This is a genomic window from Haloferax sp. DFSO60, assembly GCF_046557615.1.
Taxonomy (GTDB): Archaea; Halobacteriota; Halobacteria; order Halobacteriales; family Haloferacaceae; genus Haloferax.
This window is the reverse complement of record NZ_JBKIII010000001.1, coordinates 36446-56196: the sequence shown is the minus strand read 5'-3', so window position 1 is coordinate 56196 and position 19751 is coordinate 36446. Positions and strand designations below refer to the sequence as shown.

At 61.1% G+C, this 19751-nt stretch carries 13 protein-coding genes; 8 read left to right on the top strand and 5 right to left on the bottom strand.

From position 1 onward, the window contains the following. The first annotated feature begins 56 nt into the window (after window positions 1-56). A complete protein-coding gene (locus ACK509_RS00220) occupies window positions 57-1514 on the top strand; it encodes a DHH family phosphoesterase (protein ID WP_410764435.1) in 1458 nt (485 codons plus the stop codon). On the opposite strand, the gene ACK509_RS00215 is transcribed toward ACK509_RS00220, so the two are convergent. The 3 genes from ACK509_RS00215 to ACK509_RS00205 form a co-directional block, all read right to left on the bottom strand. Further along, complete coding sequence (locus tag ACK509_RS00215; protein ID WP_410764434.1) at window positions 1511-1804, bottom strand: PRC-barrel domain-containing protein; 294 nt, start codon at window positions 1802-1804, stop codon at window positions 1511-1513. The genes ACK509_RS00220 and ACK509_RS00215 overlap by 4 nt on opposite strands. A gap of 108 nt (window positions 1805-1912) precedes the next feature. After that, window positions 1913-4114, bottom strand: coding sequence for an LUD domain-containing protein (locus tag ACK509_RS00210; protein WP_410764433.1), 2202 nt, complete (start codon window positions 4112-4114; stop codon window positions 1913-1915). Next, on the bottom strand, window positions 4107-4610 hold the full coding sequence (locus ACK509_RS00205; RefSeq protein WP_410764432.1) for a LutC/YkgG family protein: 504 nt from the start codon (window positions 4608-4610) through the stop codon (window positions 4107-4109). The genes ACK509_RS00210 and ACK509_RS00205 overlap by 8 nt, the downstream gene beginning before the upstream one ends. Before the next feature lie 138 nt (window positions 4611-4748). Between ACK509_RS00205 and ACK509_RS00200 the strand changes: the two genes are divergently transcribed. Continuing rightward, window positions 4749-7829: an FAD-binding and (Fe-S)-binding domain-containing protein gene (locus tag ACK509_RS00200; protein ID WP_410764431.1), complete on the top strand. Its 3081-nt coding sequence runs from the start codon at window positions 4749-4751 to the stop codon at window positions 7827-7829. A gap of 21 nt (window positions 7830-7850) precedes the next feature. Here the strand turns inward: ACK509_RS00200 and ACK509_RS00195 are convergent, their stop codons facing one another. Further along, window positions 7851-8969: a pyridoxal phosphate-dependent aminotransferase gene (locus tag ACK509_RS00195; protein WP_410764430.1), complete on the bottom strand. Its 1119-nt coding sequence runs from the start codon at window positions 8967-8969 to the stop codon at window positions 7851-7853. A gap of 318 nt (window positions 8970-9287) precedes the next feature. After that, a complete protein-coding gene (locus ACK509_RS00190; RefSeq protein ID WP_410764429.1) occupies window positions 9288-9710 on the bottom strand; it encodes a DCC1-like thiol-disulfide oxidoreductase family protein in 423 nt (140 codons plus the stop codon). An 86-nt stretch (window positions 9711-9796) separates the two neighbouring features. Here ACK509_RS00190 and ACK509_RS00185 point away from each other — a divergent pair, with 86 nt between their 5' ends. The 6 genes from ACK509_RS00185 to ACK509_RS00160 all read left to right on the top strand — a co-directional run bounded on the left by ACK509_RS00185 (window position 9797) and on the right by ACK509_RS00160 (window position 19619). Further along, window positions 9797-12130 (top strand): DEAD/DEAH box helicase, encoded by a 2334-nt coding sequence (locus ACK509_RS00185; protein ID WP_410764427.1) that lies wholly within the window; start codon window positions 9797-9799, stop codon window positions 12128-12130. 119 nt (window positions 12131-12249) lie between these two features. Beyond that, the gene (locus ACK509_RS00180) at window positions 12250-13407 is read left to right on the top strand and encodes an alpha-1 4-glucan-protein synthase (protein WP_410764426.1); all 1158 of its coding nucleotides are present in this window, start codon (window positions 12250-12252) and stop codon (window positions 13405-13407) included. A gap of 80 nt (window positions 13408-13487) precedes the next feature. Next, on the top strand, window positions 13488-14651 hold the full coding sequence (locus tag ACK509_RS00175) for an iron ABC transporter substrate-binding protein (protein WP_410764425.1): 1164 nt from the start codon (window positions 13488-13490) through the stop codon (window positions 14649-14651). A gap of 12 nt (window positions 14652-14663) precedes the next feature. Then, window positions 14664-16253 (top strand): ABC transporter permease, encoded by a 1590-nt coding sequence (locus ACK509_RS00170; RefSeq protein ID WP_410764424.1) that lies wholly within the window; start codon window positions 14664-14666, stop codon window positions 16251-16253. After that, a complete protein-coding gene (locus tag ACK509_RS00165) occupies window positions 16243-17391 on the top strand; it encodes an ABC transporter ATP-binding protein (RefSeq protein WP_410764423.1) in 1149 nt (382 codons plus the stop codon). The genes ACK509_RS00170 and ACK509_RS00165 overlap by 11 nt, the downstream gene beginning before the upstream one ends. Next, complete coding sequence (locus ACK509_RS00160) at window positions 17391-19619, top strand: ArnT family glycosyltransferase (RefSeq protein ID WP_410764422.1); 2229 nt, start codon at window positions 17391-17393, stop codon at window positions 19617-19619. The genes ACK509_RS00165 and ACK509_RS00160 overlap by 1 nt, the downstream gene beginning before the upstream one ends. Window positions 19620-19751 lie beyond the last annotated feature (132 nt).

The window sequence follows — 19751 nt, the reverse complement described above, 5'->3', positions numbered from 1 at the left end:
GCCGCGTGGCGGTAAACGGGTGTGTTAAGTGTCGGCCGAGCGGATAACTATCAACGATGAGTGCAGGGGTTAGTATTTCGTCGATGTCTACTTACGCGATTCTCGGCTGTGGAAGTGTCGGCCACGCGGTCGCCGAGGACCTGACCGACAGCGGGAAAGACGTCGTCATTCTCGACAAAGACGAGAGTCGGGTCGAAGCCCTGCGTGACCAGGACTTGAACGCACAGACGACGGACATCCGCGACCCGGAAGTCGTCGATGCCGTCGCAAACAGAGACGTGATTCTCATCCTCTCGTCTGACGTCGAAGCCAACAAGGCCGCCGTCTCGAAGATTCGAGAACGAAGCGACGACCAGTTTATCGTCGTCCGTGCCTCGGACCCCGTCTCCGAAGACGAACTGACGGAACTCGGTGCAGATGTTGTCATCAACCCGTCCGAGGTCATCGCCGACTCGGCGCTTCGAAGCGTCGAATCCGGCGAATTAGAGTACAAAGCCCGACAACTCGGTGACCTCCTCCGCGAGACCGAACACGGCTTGGCAATCCTCACCCACGACAATCCGGACCCGGACTCGCTGGCGTCGGCGGTCGCGTTGCAAGCGATTGCCCGCGAATACGACGTCGAAGCCGACATCCTCTACTCGGGTGACATGGGCCACCAAGAGAACCGGGCGTTCGTCAATATCCTCGGCATCGAACTCACTCCGCGAAGCGACGCGAAACCACTCACTGAGTACGGTGCTGTCGCGCTCGTAGACCACATGAAGTCTGGACTGCCGGACCTCGGCGGGGCAGACGTGACTATCTTCGTGGACCACTTCGAACCCGACGAGGGCATCGACGCCGAGTTCACCGACGTTCGACCGAACGTCTCCTCGACATCGACCATCGTCACGAAGTACATCCAAGAGTTCAACCTCAGCCCGTCGCAGGAAGTCGCAACCGCACTCCTGTACGGCATTCGCGCCGAGACGCTGGACTTCAAGCGCGATACGACGCCAGCTGACCTGACCGCCGCGGCGTATCTGTATCCCTTCGCCGACCACGACACGCTCGAAAAAGTCGAGTCGCCGTCGATGTCGCCCGAGACGCTGGACGTACTCGCTGAGGCCATCCAGAACCGAGACGTACAGGGGTCGCATCTCGTCTCGAACGCGGGGTTCATCCGCGACCGCGACGCGCTCAGTCAGGCGGCCCAACACCTGCTCAACCTCGAAGGCATCACGACGACGGCCGTCTTCGGCATCGCCGACGACACTATCTACCTCGCCGCACGCTCGAAGGACATCCGGATGAACATCGGAAAGATTCTGAGCGACGCGTTCACTGGAATCGGCGAGGCAGGTGGCCACTCCACACAGGGTTCTGTCGAGATTCCACTCGGTATCTTCACGGGTATCGAATCGAACGACGACAACCGCGATACGCTCTTACAACTCACCGAAGAGGCGGTAAAGCGGAAGCTCTTCAGAGCGATGGGCGTCGAAAGTGGCGAAAGCGGAAACGGAAATTAAACGACGACCGACTCTTCGCTCTCTTCTGGGTTCTTCAGGCGCTCGATGACGTCGTTGATGAGGATGACGTCGCCGACTGCGCGGACCCACCGATACGGAATGAGTACACCCTTTCCGGCTTCGATTTGGTTGCCAAACAGTTCCGTGTTCAGTGCCGTGAGCGCAAGTCCCGTGACCGCTTCGTGGTCGAGGTTGAGTCGAACGTCTTCGACTTCTCCGACGAACATGCCGTTGTTCGAGTAGACCTCACGGCCGACGAGCGTGGTAATCTCTTCGGGCGTCCCGTTCATATCCGGAACATGGTGTGCCGGGTCTTAATAGTTCGTAGGGCATCGAGAGCGAGACGGACGCCCGGCAGACGAGCGTCGGACACGCGTCGCAAAAGAGACACGAATCGGTCAGTTCGGCGGTGAAATGAGCTGTATCGGGTGTTTTGTTGGGCGCGAAAGCAGCGCGTCGAGTTGTTCGAGACACGACGTGCCGCTCGCGACGACGGTTCGAGTCCTCGTCTCGTCGGTTTGGAATTGGGCGCGCAAGTCGTCGCCGACGGCCATGCTCAGTTCGTAGTATTCGGCTTTGTAACCGAACGACCCGGCCATCCCACAGCACTCGACGTTCGAGGTTTCCACGTCGAATCCGAGGTCCGAGAGGACGGTTTCAGTGTATCCTTCCAGCCCGAGCGTTCGCTGTTGGCAGTGACTGTGATAAGCGATTTCTTCGCCTGTCCCTGCATCGAGTGCGTCTGCATCCGCGCCGTTCGAGAGCAGTCCAAAGACGTACTCCATCACCTCGTAGGAATTCGACGAAAGTCGCTCGAAGGACGCTTTGGGGAGGAATTTCTCGTACTCGTCTTTGAACATCGCGAGGTCCGAGGGTTCGATGACGACGATATCGTGCCCGGCGTCGATGTGTTCTGCGAGTCGTGCGTACACGTCGTGCGCGTGGTCTTCGGCGGTGGCAATCATCCCCTGCGAGAGTGGGGCGCGCCCAGACGAGCGAAGGTGGGGGACCATGACCTCGACGCCGAGTGCTTCGAGGGCTCGAACCGTCGCTTTTCCGCGTTCGACCTGCACGTGATTCGTGTAGAGGTCAGGGTAGACGACAGCGGTTCGCGTTGGGTTTTCGACGCGCGAATTTCGGTTCTCGAACCACGAAGTGAACGTCTCTCGTTTGAACGCAGGCAAGTCGCGCCGTGCGTCGATGCCCAGTGTGCGCTCCATGAGCGACCGCGAGATGGACGAGTGGGCGACCCAGTTCGAGACCGGCGCGAGCGCACTTCCAACCTTCGCGGCGGTTTCGAAGTTTCCGAAGAAGCGCTTTTGCAGGCTCACGCCACCGGGTTCCTCGTCGGGAGTGAGACCCTCCACGAGCCAATCGAACTCGGTGTGTTCCTCGCGATTTACGCGGTCGCGGACGACCGTGTTTATCCACGGAATGTCGATGTTGACCGGGCACGCGGTGGTACACCGACTACACCCGGTACAGAGGTCGTTGAACTCGGCGGCCGAATCGAGCCCTTCGATGCCCGCTTCCCACCCGGTTCCGATGCCTCCCGAATAGGTCTCACCGCCGAAGGCGTGGCCCCCGACGTGCTGGAAGTTGGCACAGACGTTAGAACACGCAGAACACCGAATACAGTAGAGTGTCTCGCGGAGTTGGTCGTCTTCTCGCATCGCCAGTCTGCCGTTGTCGATGAGTACGAGGTGGAACTCGCGGTCCGTCTCGTTCTCACTAATCGGCGTGTCTGGGTCGTCGAAATCGACGGTGGGCGAGACGACTGGCGGGGTCAAAAGCGAGATGTACGACGTGATGTGCTGGCCGGTTCCCGATTTCCCGATGAGTTCGATAAAGGGTCGCAGGTCTTCGACGCTCGGGATGACCTTCTCGACCCCCGCGACGGCGATGTGCGTGTCGGGGACGACGGCGGTCTTTCGGGCGTTGCCTTCGGAGGTGACGAGCGCGAGGGTTCCCGTGTCGGCAGTGATGAAGTTCGCACCGGTCATGCCCACGTCCGCGCCTTCGATGAGTTCGCCCAGTCGCTCGCGGGCGAACATGGTGAGTTCTTCGGCAGTTTCGAGTGGTTCGTCGGGGTCGAACGTCTCGTTGAACAACTCGGCAATCGCCTCTCGCGACTTGTGAATCGCGGGCGCGACGATGTGTGAGGGCGACTCGTCGGCGACCTGCAACACCCACTCGCCGAGGTCGGTTTCGACGACTTCGATTCCTGTGGCTTCGAGCGCGTCGTTGACCTCGATTTCTTCGGAGGTCATCGACTTCGATTTGACGACGCGCTCGGCCTCGTTGTCCGAACAGACGTCGTTGATGTAGCGATTCGCGTCTGCGGCGTCGTCGGCGATGTAGAGCGTGCCACCGTTCGATTCGACCGTCTCTCGGAGTTGGTCGATGAGGTCTGGAAGACGCTCGATTGCGTCTTCTTTGATGGCTCGTGCGTCGGCTTTCAGTCCCTCGTAGTCGTCTAACGTCTGGACAGATTCGTAGCGTCCGGCGTTGAACCCGCGTGTATTTTTGGCGACCGAAGAACCCTCGGTCTGCATCAGGTGTCGAATTTTAGCGGCCTTCGACTCTCTGGTCTTACTCATCGAGAATCACCACGTGAACCTCCTTGGGTCCGTGCGCGCCCTTGACGAGTTCGCCCATGTCTGCTGTCGCGCTCGGCCCAGTTGCGATAATCGCAGACGAGGGGGTTCGTTGGAATTCCTCGGCGAGCCACGAAAATGCCGCAGGCATGTCGGGGACGATATCGGATTTCCGGAGGATGGCGACGTGGCAGTCACCGAATAGGCTCACTGGTTCAGCTCCGTCAGGCGTCGCTTGGATGACGACACTCCCGTAATCCGCGATAGCGAGTCCGGCGGCCGTAATGCCGGTTCGTGCCTCACGGAGGTCTGCGGGCGTTGGTTCGGTGTTCACCCACGACGGGAGTGTCACCTCGTCGAATGGTAGCGAAACGCCCACTGTGGGGTCGTCGCACACCGCAGAGAGCGTGGCTTCGAACTCGTCGGGTGACGTGTGGGTCCACCCGACGTTGAGTCGGTCGAGCGACGCTTCGAACGTCGCGACCGTACGTGTTGGCATGACAATCAATAGCGGGCTTCGGGTATTCGTTCTTCGGGTGGTGACGGCTCTCGAATTCGAGGCGAATTTCGGAGAGCTCAATTTCTCCCCGACCCCGGTGGCTTTAGTATTTGACACACAACCAACAGCCAAGACCCTATGGCATCCCATCCGCACGACTCCTCCTCCGACCCCGCCACTGCGGGTAACTACGACTACGTCAACGACGACGTTGCCCGTCCCGCACTGGTCGAAGACCTCGAACGACTCGTCGAAGGCGACGTTCGCTTCGACTCCTACACGAGAACGCTCTATGCGACCGACGCCTCCGCCTACGAACAACTTCCAGTTGGCGTCGTCATGCCGACATCGACCGCCGACGTTGCCGCGGTGATGAAATACTGTTCCGAACGTGAGATTCCAGTCCTCCCTCGTGGCGGCGGGACGAGTCTCGCTGGACAGACGGTGAACGAAGCGGTCGTCATCGACTTCGTTCGCTACATGAACGACGTTCAAGAGTTTGACATCGAAGCGGCGGCCGTAACCGCTCAAGCGGGCGTTCGGCTCGGTGAGTTGAATGAGCAACTCGTCCCTCACGGCCTCAAGTTCGCACCCGACCCCGCGTGGGCAGACCGCTCGGCACTCGGCGGGGCAATCGGAAACAACTCCACCGGCGCGCACTCGCTCAAGTACGGCAAGACAGACTACTACATCGAAGAAGTCGAAGTCGTCCTCGCAGACGGGACGGTGACGACGTTCGGCGAGATGTCGATAGAGGAACTCCGTGAGAGTGGCGATGCGGATGGGAACTTGGAGGAACGAATCTACGCGAAAGTCGCCCAAATTCTCGACGAAGAGGCCGACGAAATTTCGAACAAATACCCAGACTTGAAACGAAACGTCTCGGGTTACAACCTCGATATGCTCGTCGATGAGATGCGTGGGGAGCGCCGGTTACCCGACGACACCGGTATCGACGAGTCGTGGGAGGAAGGCCACATCAACCTCGCACGGTTGTTGGCAGGAAGCGAAGGCACGCTCGGAATCGTCACCGAAGCGACTGTCTCGCTCACACCGATTCCGAACACGAAATCCGTGGCTCTCCTCACCTACGACGACGTGTTAGACGCGATGCGCGATGTCGCACCGATTCTCGAACACCACCCCGCCGCCGTCGAAGTGATGGACGACGTGTTGTTGGACCTCGCGCGCGAGACTCCCGAGTTTTCCGATGTCGTTGGAATGCTCCCCGAAGGGACTGATTCGGTTCTCCTCGTAGAGTTCTACGCCGAGAGCGACGACGAGGGCAAACAACAGGTCGCAGACCTCATCGCCGACCGCGCACGCAACAGCGAAGGAACCGAGTTCGAAGCATCGGTCGATGCAGATTCGCTGACCGGCGACGAGCGCCTCGCCAGCGGTTTCATGGAAGCTCACGACGCCGACACCCGCGCGAAATTCTGGAAGATGCGCAAGTCGGGACTGCCGATTCTCCTCTCTCGAACGAGCGACGACAAGCACATCGCGTACATCGAAGACACGGCGATTCCCGCCCACAACCTGCCGGATTTCGTCGCCGATTTTCAGGATATCCTCGACAGTTACGACACGTTCGCGTCCTACTACGCCCACGCCGGGCCAGGCGTTCTCCACATCAGGCCGCTCGTGAACACGAAGACTGTGGAAGGCGTCGAGACGTTCGAAGCCATCGCCGACGAGGTGACCGACCTCGTGGTCAAATACGGTGGGTCGGTCTCCGGCGAACACGGCGACGGACGTGCCCGAACCCAGTGGAATCGGAAGTTGTACGGCGACCACCTCTGGAACGTCTTTCGTGACCTGAAAGCCGCATTCGACCCACAGTGGTTACTCAATCCGGGGAACATCTGCGGCGACTTCGATATGACCGAGAACCTTCGGTTCTCGCCGGACTACGAGTTCGATGCCGGGTTCGACCCCGCGCTTCGGTGGACCAACCAGAACGGCTTCCAAGGGATGGTCGAACTCTGTCACGGCTGTGCCGGGTGTCGCGGCCAGCAATCGACCGTCGGCGGCGTCATGTGTCCGACCTTCCGTGCCGCCGAAGAAGAGATTCAATCGACTCGCGGGCGGGCGAACATGCTCCGGCAGGCGATGAGCGGTGGCCTGCCGGAAGACGAACTGTTCGAAGACGAGTTCGTCCACGAGGTGATGGACCTCTGTGTCGGGTGTAAGGGGTGTGCCAAAGACTGCCCGAGCGGCGTCGATATGGCGAAGATGAAAGCCGAGGTGATGTTCGAGTACCACAAGCGAAACGGGGCGTCGATGCGCGACCGGATGTTTGCGAACATCGATACCATCTCGAAACTTGGGTCGGCACTCGCGCCCGCGACGAACGCCCTGACGAAGCTTCCGGGTTCGCGGACGCTCTTACAGAAGACACTCGGTATCGCCAAAGAGCGGTCACTCCCGAAATTCCAGGCGATGAGTTTCGTCGAATGGTTCGAAACCCGCGAGGGCGCACAGATTCCGGAAGGGCAGGCCGACCGAAACGTGCTGTTGTTCCCCGACACCTACACGAACTACAACCACCCCGAAGTGGGCAAAGCCGCAGTCGGCGCGCTCGAAGCCGCGAACGTCCACGTTCGGATTCCATCGGGCGTCACTGGGTCGGGCCGTGCCCCGCACTCGAAGGGCTTTCTGGAAAAAGCTCGAAAAGACGCGAAACAGAACGTCAGAACCCTCACGCCGTACGTCGACGAAGGCTGGGACGTGGTGGTGTGCGAGCCCTCCGACGCAGTGATGTTCCAATCCGATTATCTCGACTTGCTCTCGGGCGAAGATGTCGTCGCGGTGGCGTCGAATACCTACGGAATCATGGAGTACTTCGACACCTTCAGACTGGACGAAGACCTCGCGTTCAGTCCACAAGACCAACACCTGACGTACCACGGTCACTGTCACCAGAAGGCGACGAAGAAAGACCATCACGCCGTCGGCGTCCTCCGTCGTGCTGGCTACGACGTTGACCCACTGGATTCGACGTGTTGCGGCATGTCGGGGTCGTTCGGCTACGAGGCCGAACACTACTCGATGTCGAAAGCGATTGGCAACATTCTCTACGACCAAGTCGAATCGAGTCCGGGCGATACCGTCGTCGCGCCAGGGGCATCCTGCCGGTCACAACTCGAAGCGATGCCGGGTGCGAGCGACGAACCGCCGCACCCAATCGAGCTACTGGCTCGAGCCATCACGATTTGAGCGGGGAGAAACGCTGAGTGGTTAGGTACTCGAATCGAGTACTGACCCGAATACGTCGAGGGCTTCGGCCATCGCATCGGGGTCGCCGCCGAGCGAGAGACGAAACTTTTCGGGGTAATCGAAGAACCGGCCAGGGACGACTAAGATACTCTCGTCCCACGCTGCGTCCGAAATTTCTGTCCCGTCCATCGATTCGTGTTGGAGGAAGGCGAAGGGGCAGTCTTCGGGGAGGAACCCCTCGAGAGCCGGACGAGATTCGATGAAATCGGTGAGCAACCGGGTGTTTTCGGCCACGCGGCCACGTGCTACCGCTTCGAGTTCGTCGCCGTGGTGGAGAGCGCGCCGAGCGAGCAGCGAACTGGGCCCGGCGACGGATGGCATGTGCATCGAGGCGGTTCGAGCGCGCTCGATGACGGATTCGGGGCCGACGAGCCATCCGATGCGAAGGTGGCCGAGTCCGTAGAGTTTGGTGAGCGACCCGGAGACCACGGCGTTTGGCAGTCCAGCGGCAGTCGGCCCGCCGAAAGGACCGTTCATCGGGTCAGACAGATAGGGTGCGTACACCTCGTCGACGAGGAGGTGACCACCTGCATCCGCGACGACGCCTGCCGTCTCCGAAAGCGTCTCTCGTGATTCGAGTCGGCCGGTTGGATTGTGTCGGTTCGTCACGACGGCATACGCGAAGTCGTCGGTCGCGGCGTTACCAATCCGTTGGGGGTCGAGTCGGTAGTCGGTCTCTTCGGGTCGCAGGAAGCGGTCAACCCGCGCGCCAAGTGCTTCGGGCGTCGCCGCGAGTGGTTGATATCCCGGTTTCTCGATGAGAACCTGTGGTTTGGGACTCGGTTCATCGTCCTCGGTCGGCGGCGTTTCTCGGTCGAGAAGCGCGCAGGCGGCGAGGAAGTTCGCGTGAGTCGCACCCGCAGTGACGAGGACGTGAGATTCGTGAACGTCGTATCGAGAAGCGAGTTGGCTCGTCAGTGAGGGTTCGTCTGGGTCGGACAACGCGGCCAACCTCGGCGGAACGACATGTTCGTCGGCCCGGTCATATCGAAGGTCACTCGTTGCGAGGTCGTACGTCGCGGCGGACGCACGCCCGACAATCCACTCCAGGTACGGGATTGCGGGAAACGTCGTCGTCATCGTCAGTTCTTCGATGGCCCTGTTGTAAGATATTGGGGTGTCGAAGAGGGTCACTATCCGGCGAAAATCGAGGAGAAAACCGTACCAAGTATATAAATAATGGAAAAATATAAATATTTGAATTCAGACCCTGAGCAAGACTTGCAGGGAATGAAGTAAAGACCTGAGACAAACAATGACAGTATGCCGGAGTGCCTCTGATAAACCGGCAATCGTCCTCCGAACCGGGGTGCCCGGTCCGGTTCGGTAAAACGGGGGAAACCACCCCGCTTTTCGAGAGACTCACACTTCGAGTGAGTGCTGTTTCTGTGACCCGAATTAGAGTTGTGCCGGTCGTTCTGCTGCGCCGTCGAGCAACGCATCGAAGGTATCGAGCGCGGCGCCCTCTATCGGATACGTGCTGTGTACGTCGTCCGGGTCGCGGCCACGCCCGCTCGCCACACCGACGACTTTCGCAATCGTTTCGTAGTTGTCGCGGACGAGCGAGCCAACGATACCCGGTGTGCCCGCTCGCTCGGCGAGTTCCTTCGCCGCCGCACGCCCTGCATACACTCGGTCTTCGCTACGGTCGGCGAGTACCATCGCAAACGGAACTTCCGAAAACTGCGCCGCCAAGAACTCCTGTGCGGCGTCGTCGTACCACGAAATCGCCTCCACGTCGTCGAGGCGTTTCAACGCCGTCGCCGCAATCGAGCAGTAGGGGCACTCACCGTCGTAGATGAGCACGGCGTTCGCGTTCATACCCCTTTGTCAGGACGCGAGATAGAAAAGTCGAGCGGCACCGACACCGGCGACAGCATTAGGAGCACCACGGCCGCAGTTTGTGTGTGGACGACCTCATCGAGTGGCTTCGAACGCGCCCGTACTACGAGGGGCAGATTCACGCCCATCGAACGTTCGCACCACAGAACCCATCGACCGCCGACTTCGACCTCGAACCTCGGTTGGCAGGCGCGCTCGCAGACCGTGGCATCGACAGCCTCTATCGGCATCAAGCCGAGGCTATCGAGGCAGTCCGAGACGGCAACAACGTCGTCCTCGCCACGCAAACCGCGAGCGGAAAGAGCCTCGCCTACTCCGTTCCGGCGTTCGAGCGAGCGATGGACCACGGCGGGCGGACCCTCTATCTCGGCCCGCAGAACGCCCTCGTCACCGACCAACTCGACACGCTCTCGGACCTCGCTCACGGCCTCGGGTTCGGGAGTCGCGTCTCGGTCGAGCAGTACACCGGTCGTCTCTCGAAATCAGAAAAACGCGAGGTTCGAAAGCGTCGTCCGACAGTCCTTCTTTCGAACCCCGACATGGTTCACTACGCGCTCTTACCCCACGCCCATCGACTCTGGGAGTGGTTCTTTTCGTCGCTCGAAACGGTCGTCATCGACGAAGTTCACAGCTATCGTGGCGTCTTCGGCAGTCACGTCGCACTCTTGCTTCGGCGACTCAAGCGCGTCTGCGAGCGATTCGGTGCAGACCCACAATTCGTCTGCTGTTCGGCGACGATTGGGAATCCCATCGAACACGCCGCGCGAATCACGGGTGAAGAAGAATCCTCGTTCGCGCTGGTCGATGAAGACGCGAGCGGCACCGGCGAGACGCACTGGGTGTTGTGGAACCCGCCAGAGTACGAAAACCCCGACGCGGGCGGGTCCGGACGGCGGCGCTCCGGGCACATGGAGACGAAGAACCTCTTCGTGGACCTCGTTGCACGCGGCCACCAGACGCTCGCATTCACTCGGTCACGACAAGGTGCAGAGCGATACGCCGCAGAGAGTGCGAGTGACCTCAGAAAACGCGGCGAACACACACTCGCTGGGCAGGTCGCGGCGTATCAGGCCGCGCTCACCCACGACCGACGCCGCGAAATCGAGGCCGGACTGCAAGAGGGCGAGATTCGCGGCGTCTGGAGTACGAACGCCCTCGAATTGGGTGTCGATGTCGGCGGCCTCGACGTGGTACTCATCGACGGCTATCCGGGAACGCGCATGTCGGCGTGGCAGCAAGCGGGTCGTGCTGGTCGCGGCGAAAACCCTGCACTCGTTGTCCTCGTCGCGGGCGAAGACCAGTTGGACCAGTACCTCATGAACCACCCAGTGGACTTCTTCGACGGCGACCCCGAGCAGGCGGTTTCTGACCCCGAGAACGACCACCTCATGCCATCTCACGTCGCCTGCGCCGCCGCCGAAAACTGGCTCTCGACCGACGACGAGCGCTACTTCGGTGGGCAATTCCCCAGTGTCGTCTCGAATCTCGAATCGAGAGGGACGCTCTCGCGGCGAGAGACCGACGAAGGGACGCGATGGCTCCACGACGGCGACGGGAGCCCCCAGCACTCGATGAGTCTGCGCACGATTACCGACCGCGAGATTCGCCTTCTCGATGCCAGAAACAACGAGACGATTGCGAAACTGGCGTTCGAGGATGCACTTCGAGATGCGCACCCCGGCGCGGTGTATCACCACCAAGGCCAGACCTACGAGGTGGCTGAATTAGACCTCAGCCGTGACGTCGCTCGGTTACAGCCGTCGTGGGCCGACTACTACACGCGCATCCTCCACGACAAGCACATCACGGTCGAACGCGACCTGATTTCGAAACCGCTCTCGGCCCGGTCTGATGTCGAAGTTCGATTCGCCGAGGTGACGATGCGAAAGCAGATTACCGGGTTCGAGCGCCGCGACGCCAAGCGCGGGACGACGATTGGCCAGCAACTTCTCGACTTGCCGGAGACGAGTCTGCGGACGAAAGCGTTGTACTTCACCGTCCCCGGTGACGTTGAGGGCGAGATGCGTGACTTGGGCGGCGACTACGGGTTTAACGGCGGTATCCACGCCGCCGAACACGGGATGATTTCGCTGTTTCCGCTCACCTTACTCTGTGACCGAGGAGACATCGGCGGGATTTCGACGCCGTTCCACGAACACACCGGCCAATCGACCATCTTCATCTACGACGGCTACCCCGGCGGTGTCGGGTTGACGCGAGCAGGGTACGACGCGGTGGAGACGTTGATGGAACGGACGGCCCGCCTCATCGACGATTGTGCCTGCGAAGACGGTTGTCCCGCATGCGTGCAGTCACCCCAGTGTGGGAACGCGAACGACCCGCTGGCGAAAGAGACCGCCGTGCTGTTGCTTGAGAAACTGACAGGGATGTCCGAGTGACCGAAACGCGGCACTCTCGGGCGGTCAAAATCGACAGACTGTGAGACGATATACCGTCTCACGAAGCCGTCTATTGCGAACCAATAGGTATTTTTGGCCAGCCTAAATCCATACAGGTAATGAGCCACGACATCTGTGTTGTCGTTCCAACCATCCGCGAATACGAGTGTATGCGAGCGTATTTCGACAACGCCCGCGAACACGGCTTCGACCTCGACCGCCTGTTTGTTCTTCTCGTCACCGAAGATTTCTGTGACACCGAAGGGATGCAGGCAATGCTGGACGACGAGGATGTTGCAGGTGCAGTCTTCGACGAATCCGCCCGAGAGCAGTGGTACGAGACGCACGATATCGAGGAGTTCTCGCACCTCGTGCCCGCCGCGAGCCACGCACAGACGAGTTTCGGCCTGCTCTACATGTGGGCACACTCTGAGTTCGACTACGGCGTATTCATCGACGACGACACGCTGCCTCACGACGAGTGGGACTTCTTCGGCCGTCACATGAACAACCTCCACCGCGAGGGCGACGTGGAGACCGTCTCCAGCGACGAACAGTGGGTGAACGTCCTCTTCCAGAACTTCGACGAACACGGCCTGTACCCGCGTGGCTACCCGTACTCGGCGATGCACGAGACTGTCGAAACCGACACCCGAGAGGTTCGAGAAGTCGTCGCCTCACAAGGTCTGTGGACGAACGTCCCCGACCTCGACGCAGTGCGTATCCTGATGGACGGTGACTTGGAAGGCCAAGCCCAGACTCGCACCGACTTCGAGGATTTCGAGGGCGACTTCGTCGCCGAAGACGGCCAGTATCTCACCGTCTGTTCGATGAACCTCGCGTTCAAGCGCGAGGTCATCCCGGCGTTCTACCAACTGCCCATGGACGACAACGAGTGGGAAGTCGGCCGCTTCGACGACATCTGGTCGGGCGTCTTCCTCAAGCGCGCCGCGGACGTCCTCAGAAAGGACATCATCACTGGTTACCCCCTGTGCGAACACAACAAGGCCGCACGCCCGACGTTCGACGACCTGAACAACGAAGTGCCGGGTCTCGAACTCAACGAACACCTCTGGGAAGTCGTCGATTCGGTCGGGGAGGACGCAGATTCCTACGCAGACGTGTTCGAAGCGATGGCCGACGCACTCGAAACCGGCGACTGGTCCGACTATCGAAACGGCGAGTTCTTCAACTACGTTGGCGACCATATGCAAGATTGGTTGGCGTGTTTGGACGCACTCGCGGCACCCCGTGCCGCGGTCCCCGCTGACGACTAAGGCTCACTCGCGCCCGCTTTTTTTTCCCTCGCCTCCACGAACCGGTAGGTATAAATGATTTAGGCGGGCCTAAATTAACTATGGACGAACACGACCAAGAGCCACGCGGCCACGGTCGTCGCCGATTCATCGCGGTGACGGCGGCGCTCGGCCTTGGCTCGCTCGCGGGCTGTACCGGGTTTACTGGCGATTCATCGAACCAATCTGGCGGCGGAGATACTGACGGCGTTGGACAGATTGGGTCGGGTCGCTCACCCTTCGGTGACCGCGAGATTACCGGCGGCGTTTCTGTCGCTGACATGCCCGACCTCGAGGGGGAACTGACGCTCTACTCCGGTCGTGGTGAGGCACTCGTCGGCGAACTGCTCGGCTTCTTCGAAGAGTACTACGACAACTTCGAGGTCGTTCCACGATACAACTCGGCGACCGAACTCGTGAACCAAATCGAGACCGAGGGCGAAAACAGCCCCGCAGACGTATTCTTCTCGGTTAACGCGGGCTCTCTCGGTGCGCTGAAGGATTCCGGTCGAACCCAAGATCTGCCGACCGAAGTACTCGACCTCGTGCGCGAGGAGTTCCACGACCCTGACGGGCAGTGGACCGGTACGTCCGGTCGCGCCCGCACGGTCCCGTACAACACGGACAACCTCTCGGAGTCGGACATCCCGGACGACATCATGGCCTTCCCCGAGACGGAAGCCTTCCGCGACAACATCGGCTGGGCTCCCACGTACTCCTCGTTCCAGGCGTTCATCACCGCGATGCGCGTTCTCGAAGGCGAGGAAGCCACCAAGCAGTGGCTCGAAGGAATGCAGGAACTCGGTGTGAGTGAGTACAACGACGAGTTCCTCGTCGCCCAAGCGGTCGCCGACGGCGAGATTCAAGCCGGGTTTGCGAACCACTACTACATCCAGCGCATCCTCGCTGACCGGCCAAACGCTCCGCTTGGGACGGCGTTCACGTCGGGCGACGCCGGGTCGATTTTCAACGTCGCGGGCGCGCTCGTCCTCGACACCGCCGACAACGCGGAACTCGGGGCAAACTTCGTTCGACACCTTCTTTCGGCAGAAGCCCAAGACTACTTCGCACGAACGACGTTCGAATACCCGCTCGTCTCCGGCGTGGACCCGATTGGTGAACTCCCGAGTATCGACGAACTCACCCCGCCGGAAGGCCTCGACCTGACGCAATTGTCCGACCTGGAAGGAACCGTGCAACTCTTGCGTGAGGTGGGCGTCCTCTGAGGTGACACACTAATGGCGACCGAACAGCAGAACTCGGCCGACGGTGATGGACTTCCGCTCGGACTCACAGTAGCGAGCGGAGCAGTCGCCGCCGCGGTCATCGTTCCGCTGTTGTGGCTCGTCAAAACGGCACTGGACGTCGGCTTCGACGAAGCACTGGCACTCGTCACGCGCCCGACGACGATTCAGGTGTTCATCAACAGCACCATACTCGTCGTCCTCGTGACTGCCGCGTGCATCCTCGTCGGCGTCCCACTCGCGTATCTCACCGTTCGAACCGACTTACCATTCAGACGCTTTTGGACTGTCGTCGTCGCACTGCCGCTCGTCATCCCGAGTTACATCGGCGCGTTCACGTTCGTCTCGGCGTTCGGCCCGCAAGGTGCCTTCCAACGGGCACTCAGTCCGCTCGGCATCGAGTCGCTGCCAGAGATTTACGGGCTTCACGGAGCGGTGTTGGTGCTGACGCTCTACACCTATCCGTACGTGTTCATCACCACGCGAGCGGCGCTCAAGTCGATGGACACCACGCTCATCGACGCGGCGCGTACCCTGAATCACACGCGTTGGGAGGCGTTCAAGCGCGTGACGATTCCGCAGGTTCGCCCCGCGATTGCGGCAGGCGCACTGCTCGCGGCGCTCTACACGCTCTCGGACTTCGGGACGCCCGCTATCATGAAGTTCGACGCGTTCACCCGCGTCATCTACGTGGAGTTCGGCGCGTTCGGCCGCGACACGGCGACGTTGCTCTCGCTCCAACTGGTCGGCGTCACGCTCATCATTCTCACCCTCGAATCGCGGATTCGCGGCGAAGAGCGCACGACCAGCGGTGGACGCGGCGGGAGTCGCCTCCAACTCGGGCGCTGGAAGTATCCGGCACTCGCGTTTTGTGGAGCCATCGCGACGATTGCACTCGTCGTCCCGCTCGGGATTCTCCTGACGTGGTTCGCACAGGGCGTCGCCGAGACGAGTCAGTCACTCGCGTTCCAACCCGAGTACGCACTGAACTCCGTACTCGTCGCGGCGGCAACCGCAGGAGCGGCAGTCGTCGCCGGAGTTCCGGTGGCGTATCTCGCCGCCAACTACCCGTCGCGGGCGAGTGCGATGTTCGAACGCGTGACCTACGTCGGATACGCGGTTCCCGGCGTCGTCCTCGGCCTCGCGCTCGTCTTCTTCGGGAGTTCGTACGCGACGCCGCTGTACCAGACGCTCTATCTCTTGGTCTTCGCCTACGTGATTCGCTTCCTCCCGCAAGCAGTCGGGTCGCTCCGGGCCTCGTTCCTGCGAGTCGACCCCGCACTTCCGGAGGCCGCACGAACCCTCGGGGAGACGCCATCCGGAGCGTTCCGTCACGTGACGCTCCCGCTCGTCGCACCCGGTCTGTTCGGCGGGGCGGCGCTGGTGTTCCTCACGACGATGAAGGAACTGCCTGCGACGCTCTTGCTGCGCCCGTCAGGGTTTAAAACGCTCGTGACGCATATTTGGACAGCGTTCGAGTCGGGCTACTTCGGCCAAGCCGCGGTGCCTGCGCTCATCTTGCTGTTCGTCTCCGGACTCTCGATGCTCGTCATCATCACTCAAGAAGGATACGATGTCAAATAGCACACTCACTCACACCGACCAGAAGGACAACACCCCCGACAGTGGCGCGTCAGCGAACGTACTCGAACTCGACGGGATTTCGAAGTCCTACGGCTCAGAATCGGTCATCGATGACCTCTCTATTTCGGTCCGCGACGGCGAGATTCTGACCTTGCTCGGTCCATCTGGTTGTGGGAAAACCACGACGCTCCGACTGATTGCCGGTCTCGACCGACCCAACGGCGGCGAAATCAGACTGAACGGCACGCCCGTCTCCGGAAACGGCGCGTTCGTCGCCCCCGAAGAACGCGGCGTCGGCGTCGTGTTTCAGGAGTTCGCACTCTTCCCACACCTGACGGCCGCAGAGAACATCGCCTTCGGTCTGAAAGAACTCTCTGAGACAGAGCGCGACGAGCGAGTGCAGAGCCTGCTCGAACTCGTCGGCCTCGAAACCCAAGGCGAGAGCTACCCCGACGAGCTATCCGGTGGCCAGCAACAGCGCGTCGCCCTCGCTCGCTCGCTCGCCCCCGAACCGGACATTCTCCTCCTCGACGAACCCTTCTCGAATCTCGACGTTGACCTTCGCGTCCAGATGCGCGAGGAAGTCCGGCGTATCCTCAAAGAAGCCGGTGTGACGGCCATCTCGGTCACCCACGACCAAGAAGAGGCGATGTCGATTTCCGACCGCGTGGCCGTGATGAACGACGGCAACCTCGAACAGATTGGCGAACCCGAACAGGTGTTCCAGCACCCCGAATCCCGCTTCGTTGCGGGCTTTTTGGGATATGCGGGCTTCTTGCCGGGGCGAATAACGGGCGACGTCGTCGAAACCGAACTCGGCCCGGTCCCCCGTGAGCAGATTCACGGTCTCGCTCCCGAGTACGACGAGACCGATATCGACCTGCTCGTTCGCCCGGACGACCTCTCGGCACACGCCTGTACGAACGGCGGGCACGGAACCATCGTCGGCAAGCGGTATCTCGGTCCGACGATTCTCTACGAAGTCGAGTTCAACAGCGGCAACGCACTGCTCTGTATGCACAACCACGACGAGACAGTTCCCACCGATGGCTGTGTAGAAGTAACCCTCGATGCGGGCCACGAACTCGCGTGGTTCCCCAAAGAACAGCGTCCTGCTGACGGCCCCAACGACGACTAATGGGGCTTCGCGGCTTCGAACGTACCGACCTCGATTTTGACTCCTTGCGTGAATTGACCGCCCAGCGACTCGCGGCGCTCGCCGTCGTCCTGGCCGTCGGGTTCGTCGTCCTCTGGTTCGCCATCGACCTCTTTCCGTTTCACTCTGTCAACGACGACGAGGGTGTCTACCTCATGCAGGCCGCGATGCTCCTCGACGGGAAGTTGTTTCTCTACCCCGGCGCGCTCGCAGAAGTCACGAGGCCGTGGTTCTTCATCGTCGAGCGAACTGCGAGTGCCCCCGGTGGCGTCCAGATGTACTCGAAGTACTCGCCGGTCGTCCCCGCGATGTTCGCACTCGGCCTCTCGATAGGGCTGCCGAACCTCGTCCTCGGTGTCGTCGCGGTCGCGAACGCCGGACTCGTCTACGTCCTCGCGGGCGACGTGTTCGACCGAGAGACAGGCATCGTCGCCGCGGCTATGCTCGGCCTCTCACCGATGTTTCTCCTCACATCTTCGACATTTCTCACCTACGCACCGGCGACGATGCTCAATCTCGCCTTCGCAGTGTGCTACGTCCGCGCTGTCCGCCGCAACTCGTCGGGCTACGCCATCGTCGCAGGGACGTGTATCGGACTCGCGTTCTTCGCTCGCTCGTTCACTGCCGTGCTGTTCGCACTCCCCTTTATCGTTCATACGCTCTGGACGCTCGGTGCTGGCTGGCGAGCAGGCGTCGGCGTGCGCGTCTTTCGGCGCGCCCTCGCAATCGCCCTCCCCGGACTCGCGTTCGTCGCACTCACGCTCACCTACAACGCCGTCGTCACCGGCCACCCACTCGTCTTTCCGTACATCGCGTTCGCACCACTCGACGGCATCGGCTTCGGCTACCGCGAAATCCTCGGCTACGGAATCGACTACACACCAGCGGTCGGCGTCGAAACCGGCCTCGAAGCCCTCACCATGCTCCTTACTCGCTGGGGACCGATGGGCTGGTTCGGCACTCTCGCGGCGCTCGTCGGCGTAACTCACAGCGCAGTCCGCTGGTGGGGCTACCGGACGGGTACCCGTCTTCGGGGAGAAGCGCGACGAAAACGACACGGCCTCTCGAAGCGCGCCGAACCGTTCACGCAGCTCTCCGACAGCATGCTCGCGGCGATTGTCGCGGGTATCTTCGTCTCCGTCTTCGTCGGAAACGGCTTCTTCTGGGGGACGCACAACGGCCTTCGAAACGGACTCATCGACCTGCTCGGGCCATTCTATCACTTCGATGCGCTCGTCCCGCTCGCCATCTTCGGCGCGGCGGGAGTCGTCGTCAGCGTTCGCACACTCGATAGCCTCGCTCACGACTGGTTTTCGGCCTCCGAAGCGCGGGGCGTCGTCTTTTCGCTCGTACTCCTCTTGGCGCTCGTTGGCGGCGCGGTGACCGTCGGCGCGGTTGCAGAACCGTACTCCGAAAACCACCTTCGAACCGAGAACCTCGCCGAAACCTACGAACCTCTCATCGACGCCGGATTCGAAGACCGGCCACTGACGCCGGATATCGTTGGTGGAGACGCGGGCCGAAACGCCCTCGTCTTCATCCCTGACCCGTACGGCGACTGGCAGGCCCATCCGTTCCAGTCCCTCCGCAACGACCCCAGATTCGATGGACCGGTTCTGTATGTGCTGGACGAAAGCCCAGAATCGGATTTCACCGTTCTCGATGCGACGAATCGAACACCGTACCGATTCACCTACCGTGGCGAGTGGACTGGTGCGGTGCGCTCCGTCGAACCCGAGTTGACCGAGTTGACGGTGTTCGAAGGCGATGGCGTCGCCGCCGAAAGCACGTTCGGCGCACCCGCAGGGAGTCGAACCGTCTCGGTCCGCGTCGAAACCGAATCGGGATATGCGCGTTACGACGTGCCGATGAACGATTCTGTGACAGTCGAATGGGAACTCACGCCCGATGGCGTTCAGGTGACGAACCACCAATTCGCCGCCGGGTCAGACCCAGTTCCGATTCCGGAGGGAGCAAGCGAAGTCGCACTCGAAGTGACGTTCGTCGGCGACGGCGGAGAGACGATTACCTATCGGCAACTGGTGAGCGTGGAACGCTCGGGTGACGAGGTTCGCGTTATCTGGCCGCCAGAGACACGCATCTGTGAGTTCTCGACCGAGTGCGGCACCGAAGGCGAGTGGGTTGGCCCCGACGGCGACTATCTGGACGGCGTGTCCGTGGAGACGAACGCGACTTCGGTTTCGGAATGAACACAGCGGTGTCACCAGTGCGCGAGTAATTGGTCACTCACGCCCGTCGTCGCCGGGAAAATCACGTCCGAAATTTGAGAATCACAGAAATCTGCGACTAGTTTATCTATCCTGCCGACGGCGATGGACGTT

Bases quoted from the DNA above. Each gene is read 5' to 3' on its own strand.
- ACK509_RS00205 (WP_410764432.1), bottom strand. From the start codon at position 4,610: ATGCCAACACGTACGGTCGCGACGTTCGAAGCGTCGCTCGACCGACTC.
- ACK509_RS00165 (WP_410764423.1), top strand. From the start codon at position 16,243: ATGTCAAATAGCACACTCACTCACACCGACCAGAAGGACAACACCCCC.
- ACK509_RS00210 (WP_410764433.1), bottom strand. From the start codon at position 4,114: ATGAGTAAGACCAGAGAGTCGAAGGCCGCTAAAATTCGACACCTGATG.
- ACK509_RS00170 (WP_410764424.1), top strand. From the start codon at position 14,664: ATGGCGACCGAACAGCAGAACTCGGCCGACGGTGATGGACTTCCGCTC.
- ACK509_RS00215 (WP_410764434.1), bottom strand. From the start codon at position 1,804: ATGAACGGGACGCCCGAAGAGATTACCACGCTCGTCGGCCGTGAGGTC.
- ACK509_RS00200 (WP_410764431.1), top strand. From the start codon at position 4,749: ATGGCATCCCATCCGCACGACTCCTCCTCCGACCCCGCCACTGCGGGT.
- ACK509_RS00175 (WP_410764425.1), top strand. From the start codon at position 13,488: ATGGACGAACACGACCAAGAGCCACGCGGCCACGGTCGTCGCCGATTC.
- ACK509_RS00190 (WP_410764429.1), bottom strand. From the start codon at position 9,710: ATGAACGCGAACGCCGTGCTCATCTACGACGGTGAGTGCCCCTACTGC.
- ACK509_RS00160 (WP_410764422.1), top strand. From the start codon at position 17,391: ATGGGGCTTCGCGGCTTCGAACGTACCGACCTCGATTTTGACTCCTTG.
- ACK509_RS00180 (WP_410764426.1), top strand. From the start codon at position 12,250: ATGAGCCACGACATCTGTGTTGTCGTTCCAACCATCCGCGAATACGAG.
- ACK509_RS00195 (WP_410764430.1), bottom strand. From the start codon at position 8,969: ATGACGACGACGTTTCCCGCAATCCCGTACCTGGAGTGGATTGTCGGG.
- ACK509_RS00220 (WP_410764435.1), top strand. From the start codon at position 57: ATGAGTGCAGGGGTTAGTATTTCGTCGATGTCTACTTACGCGATTCTC.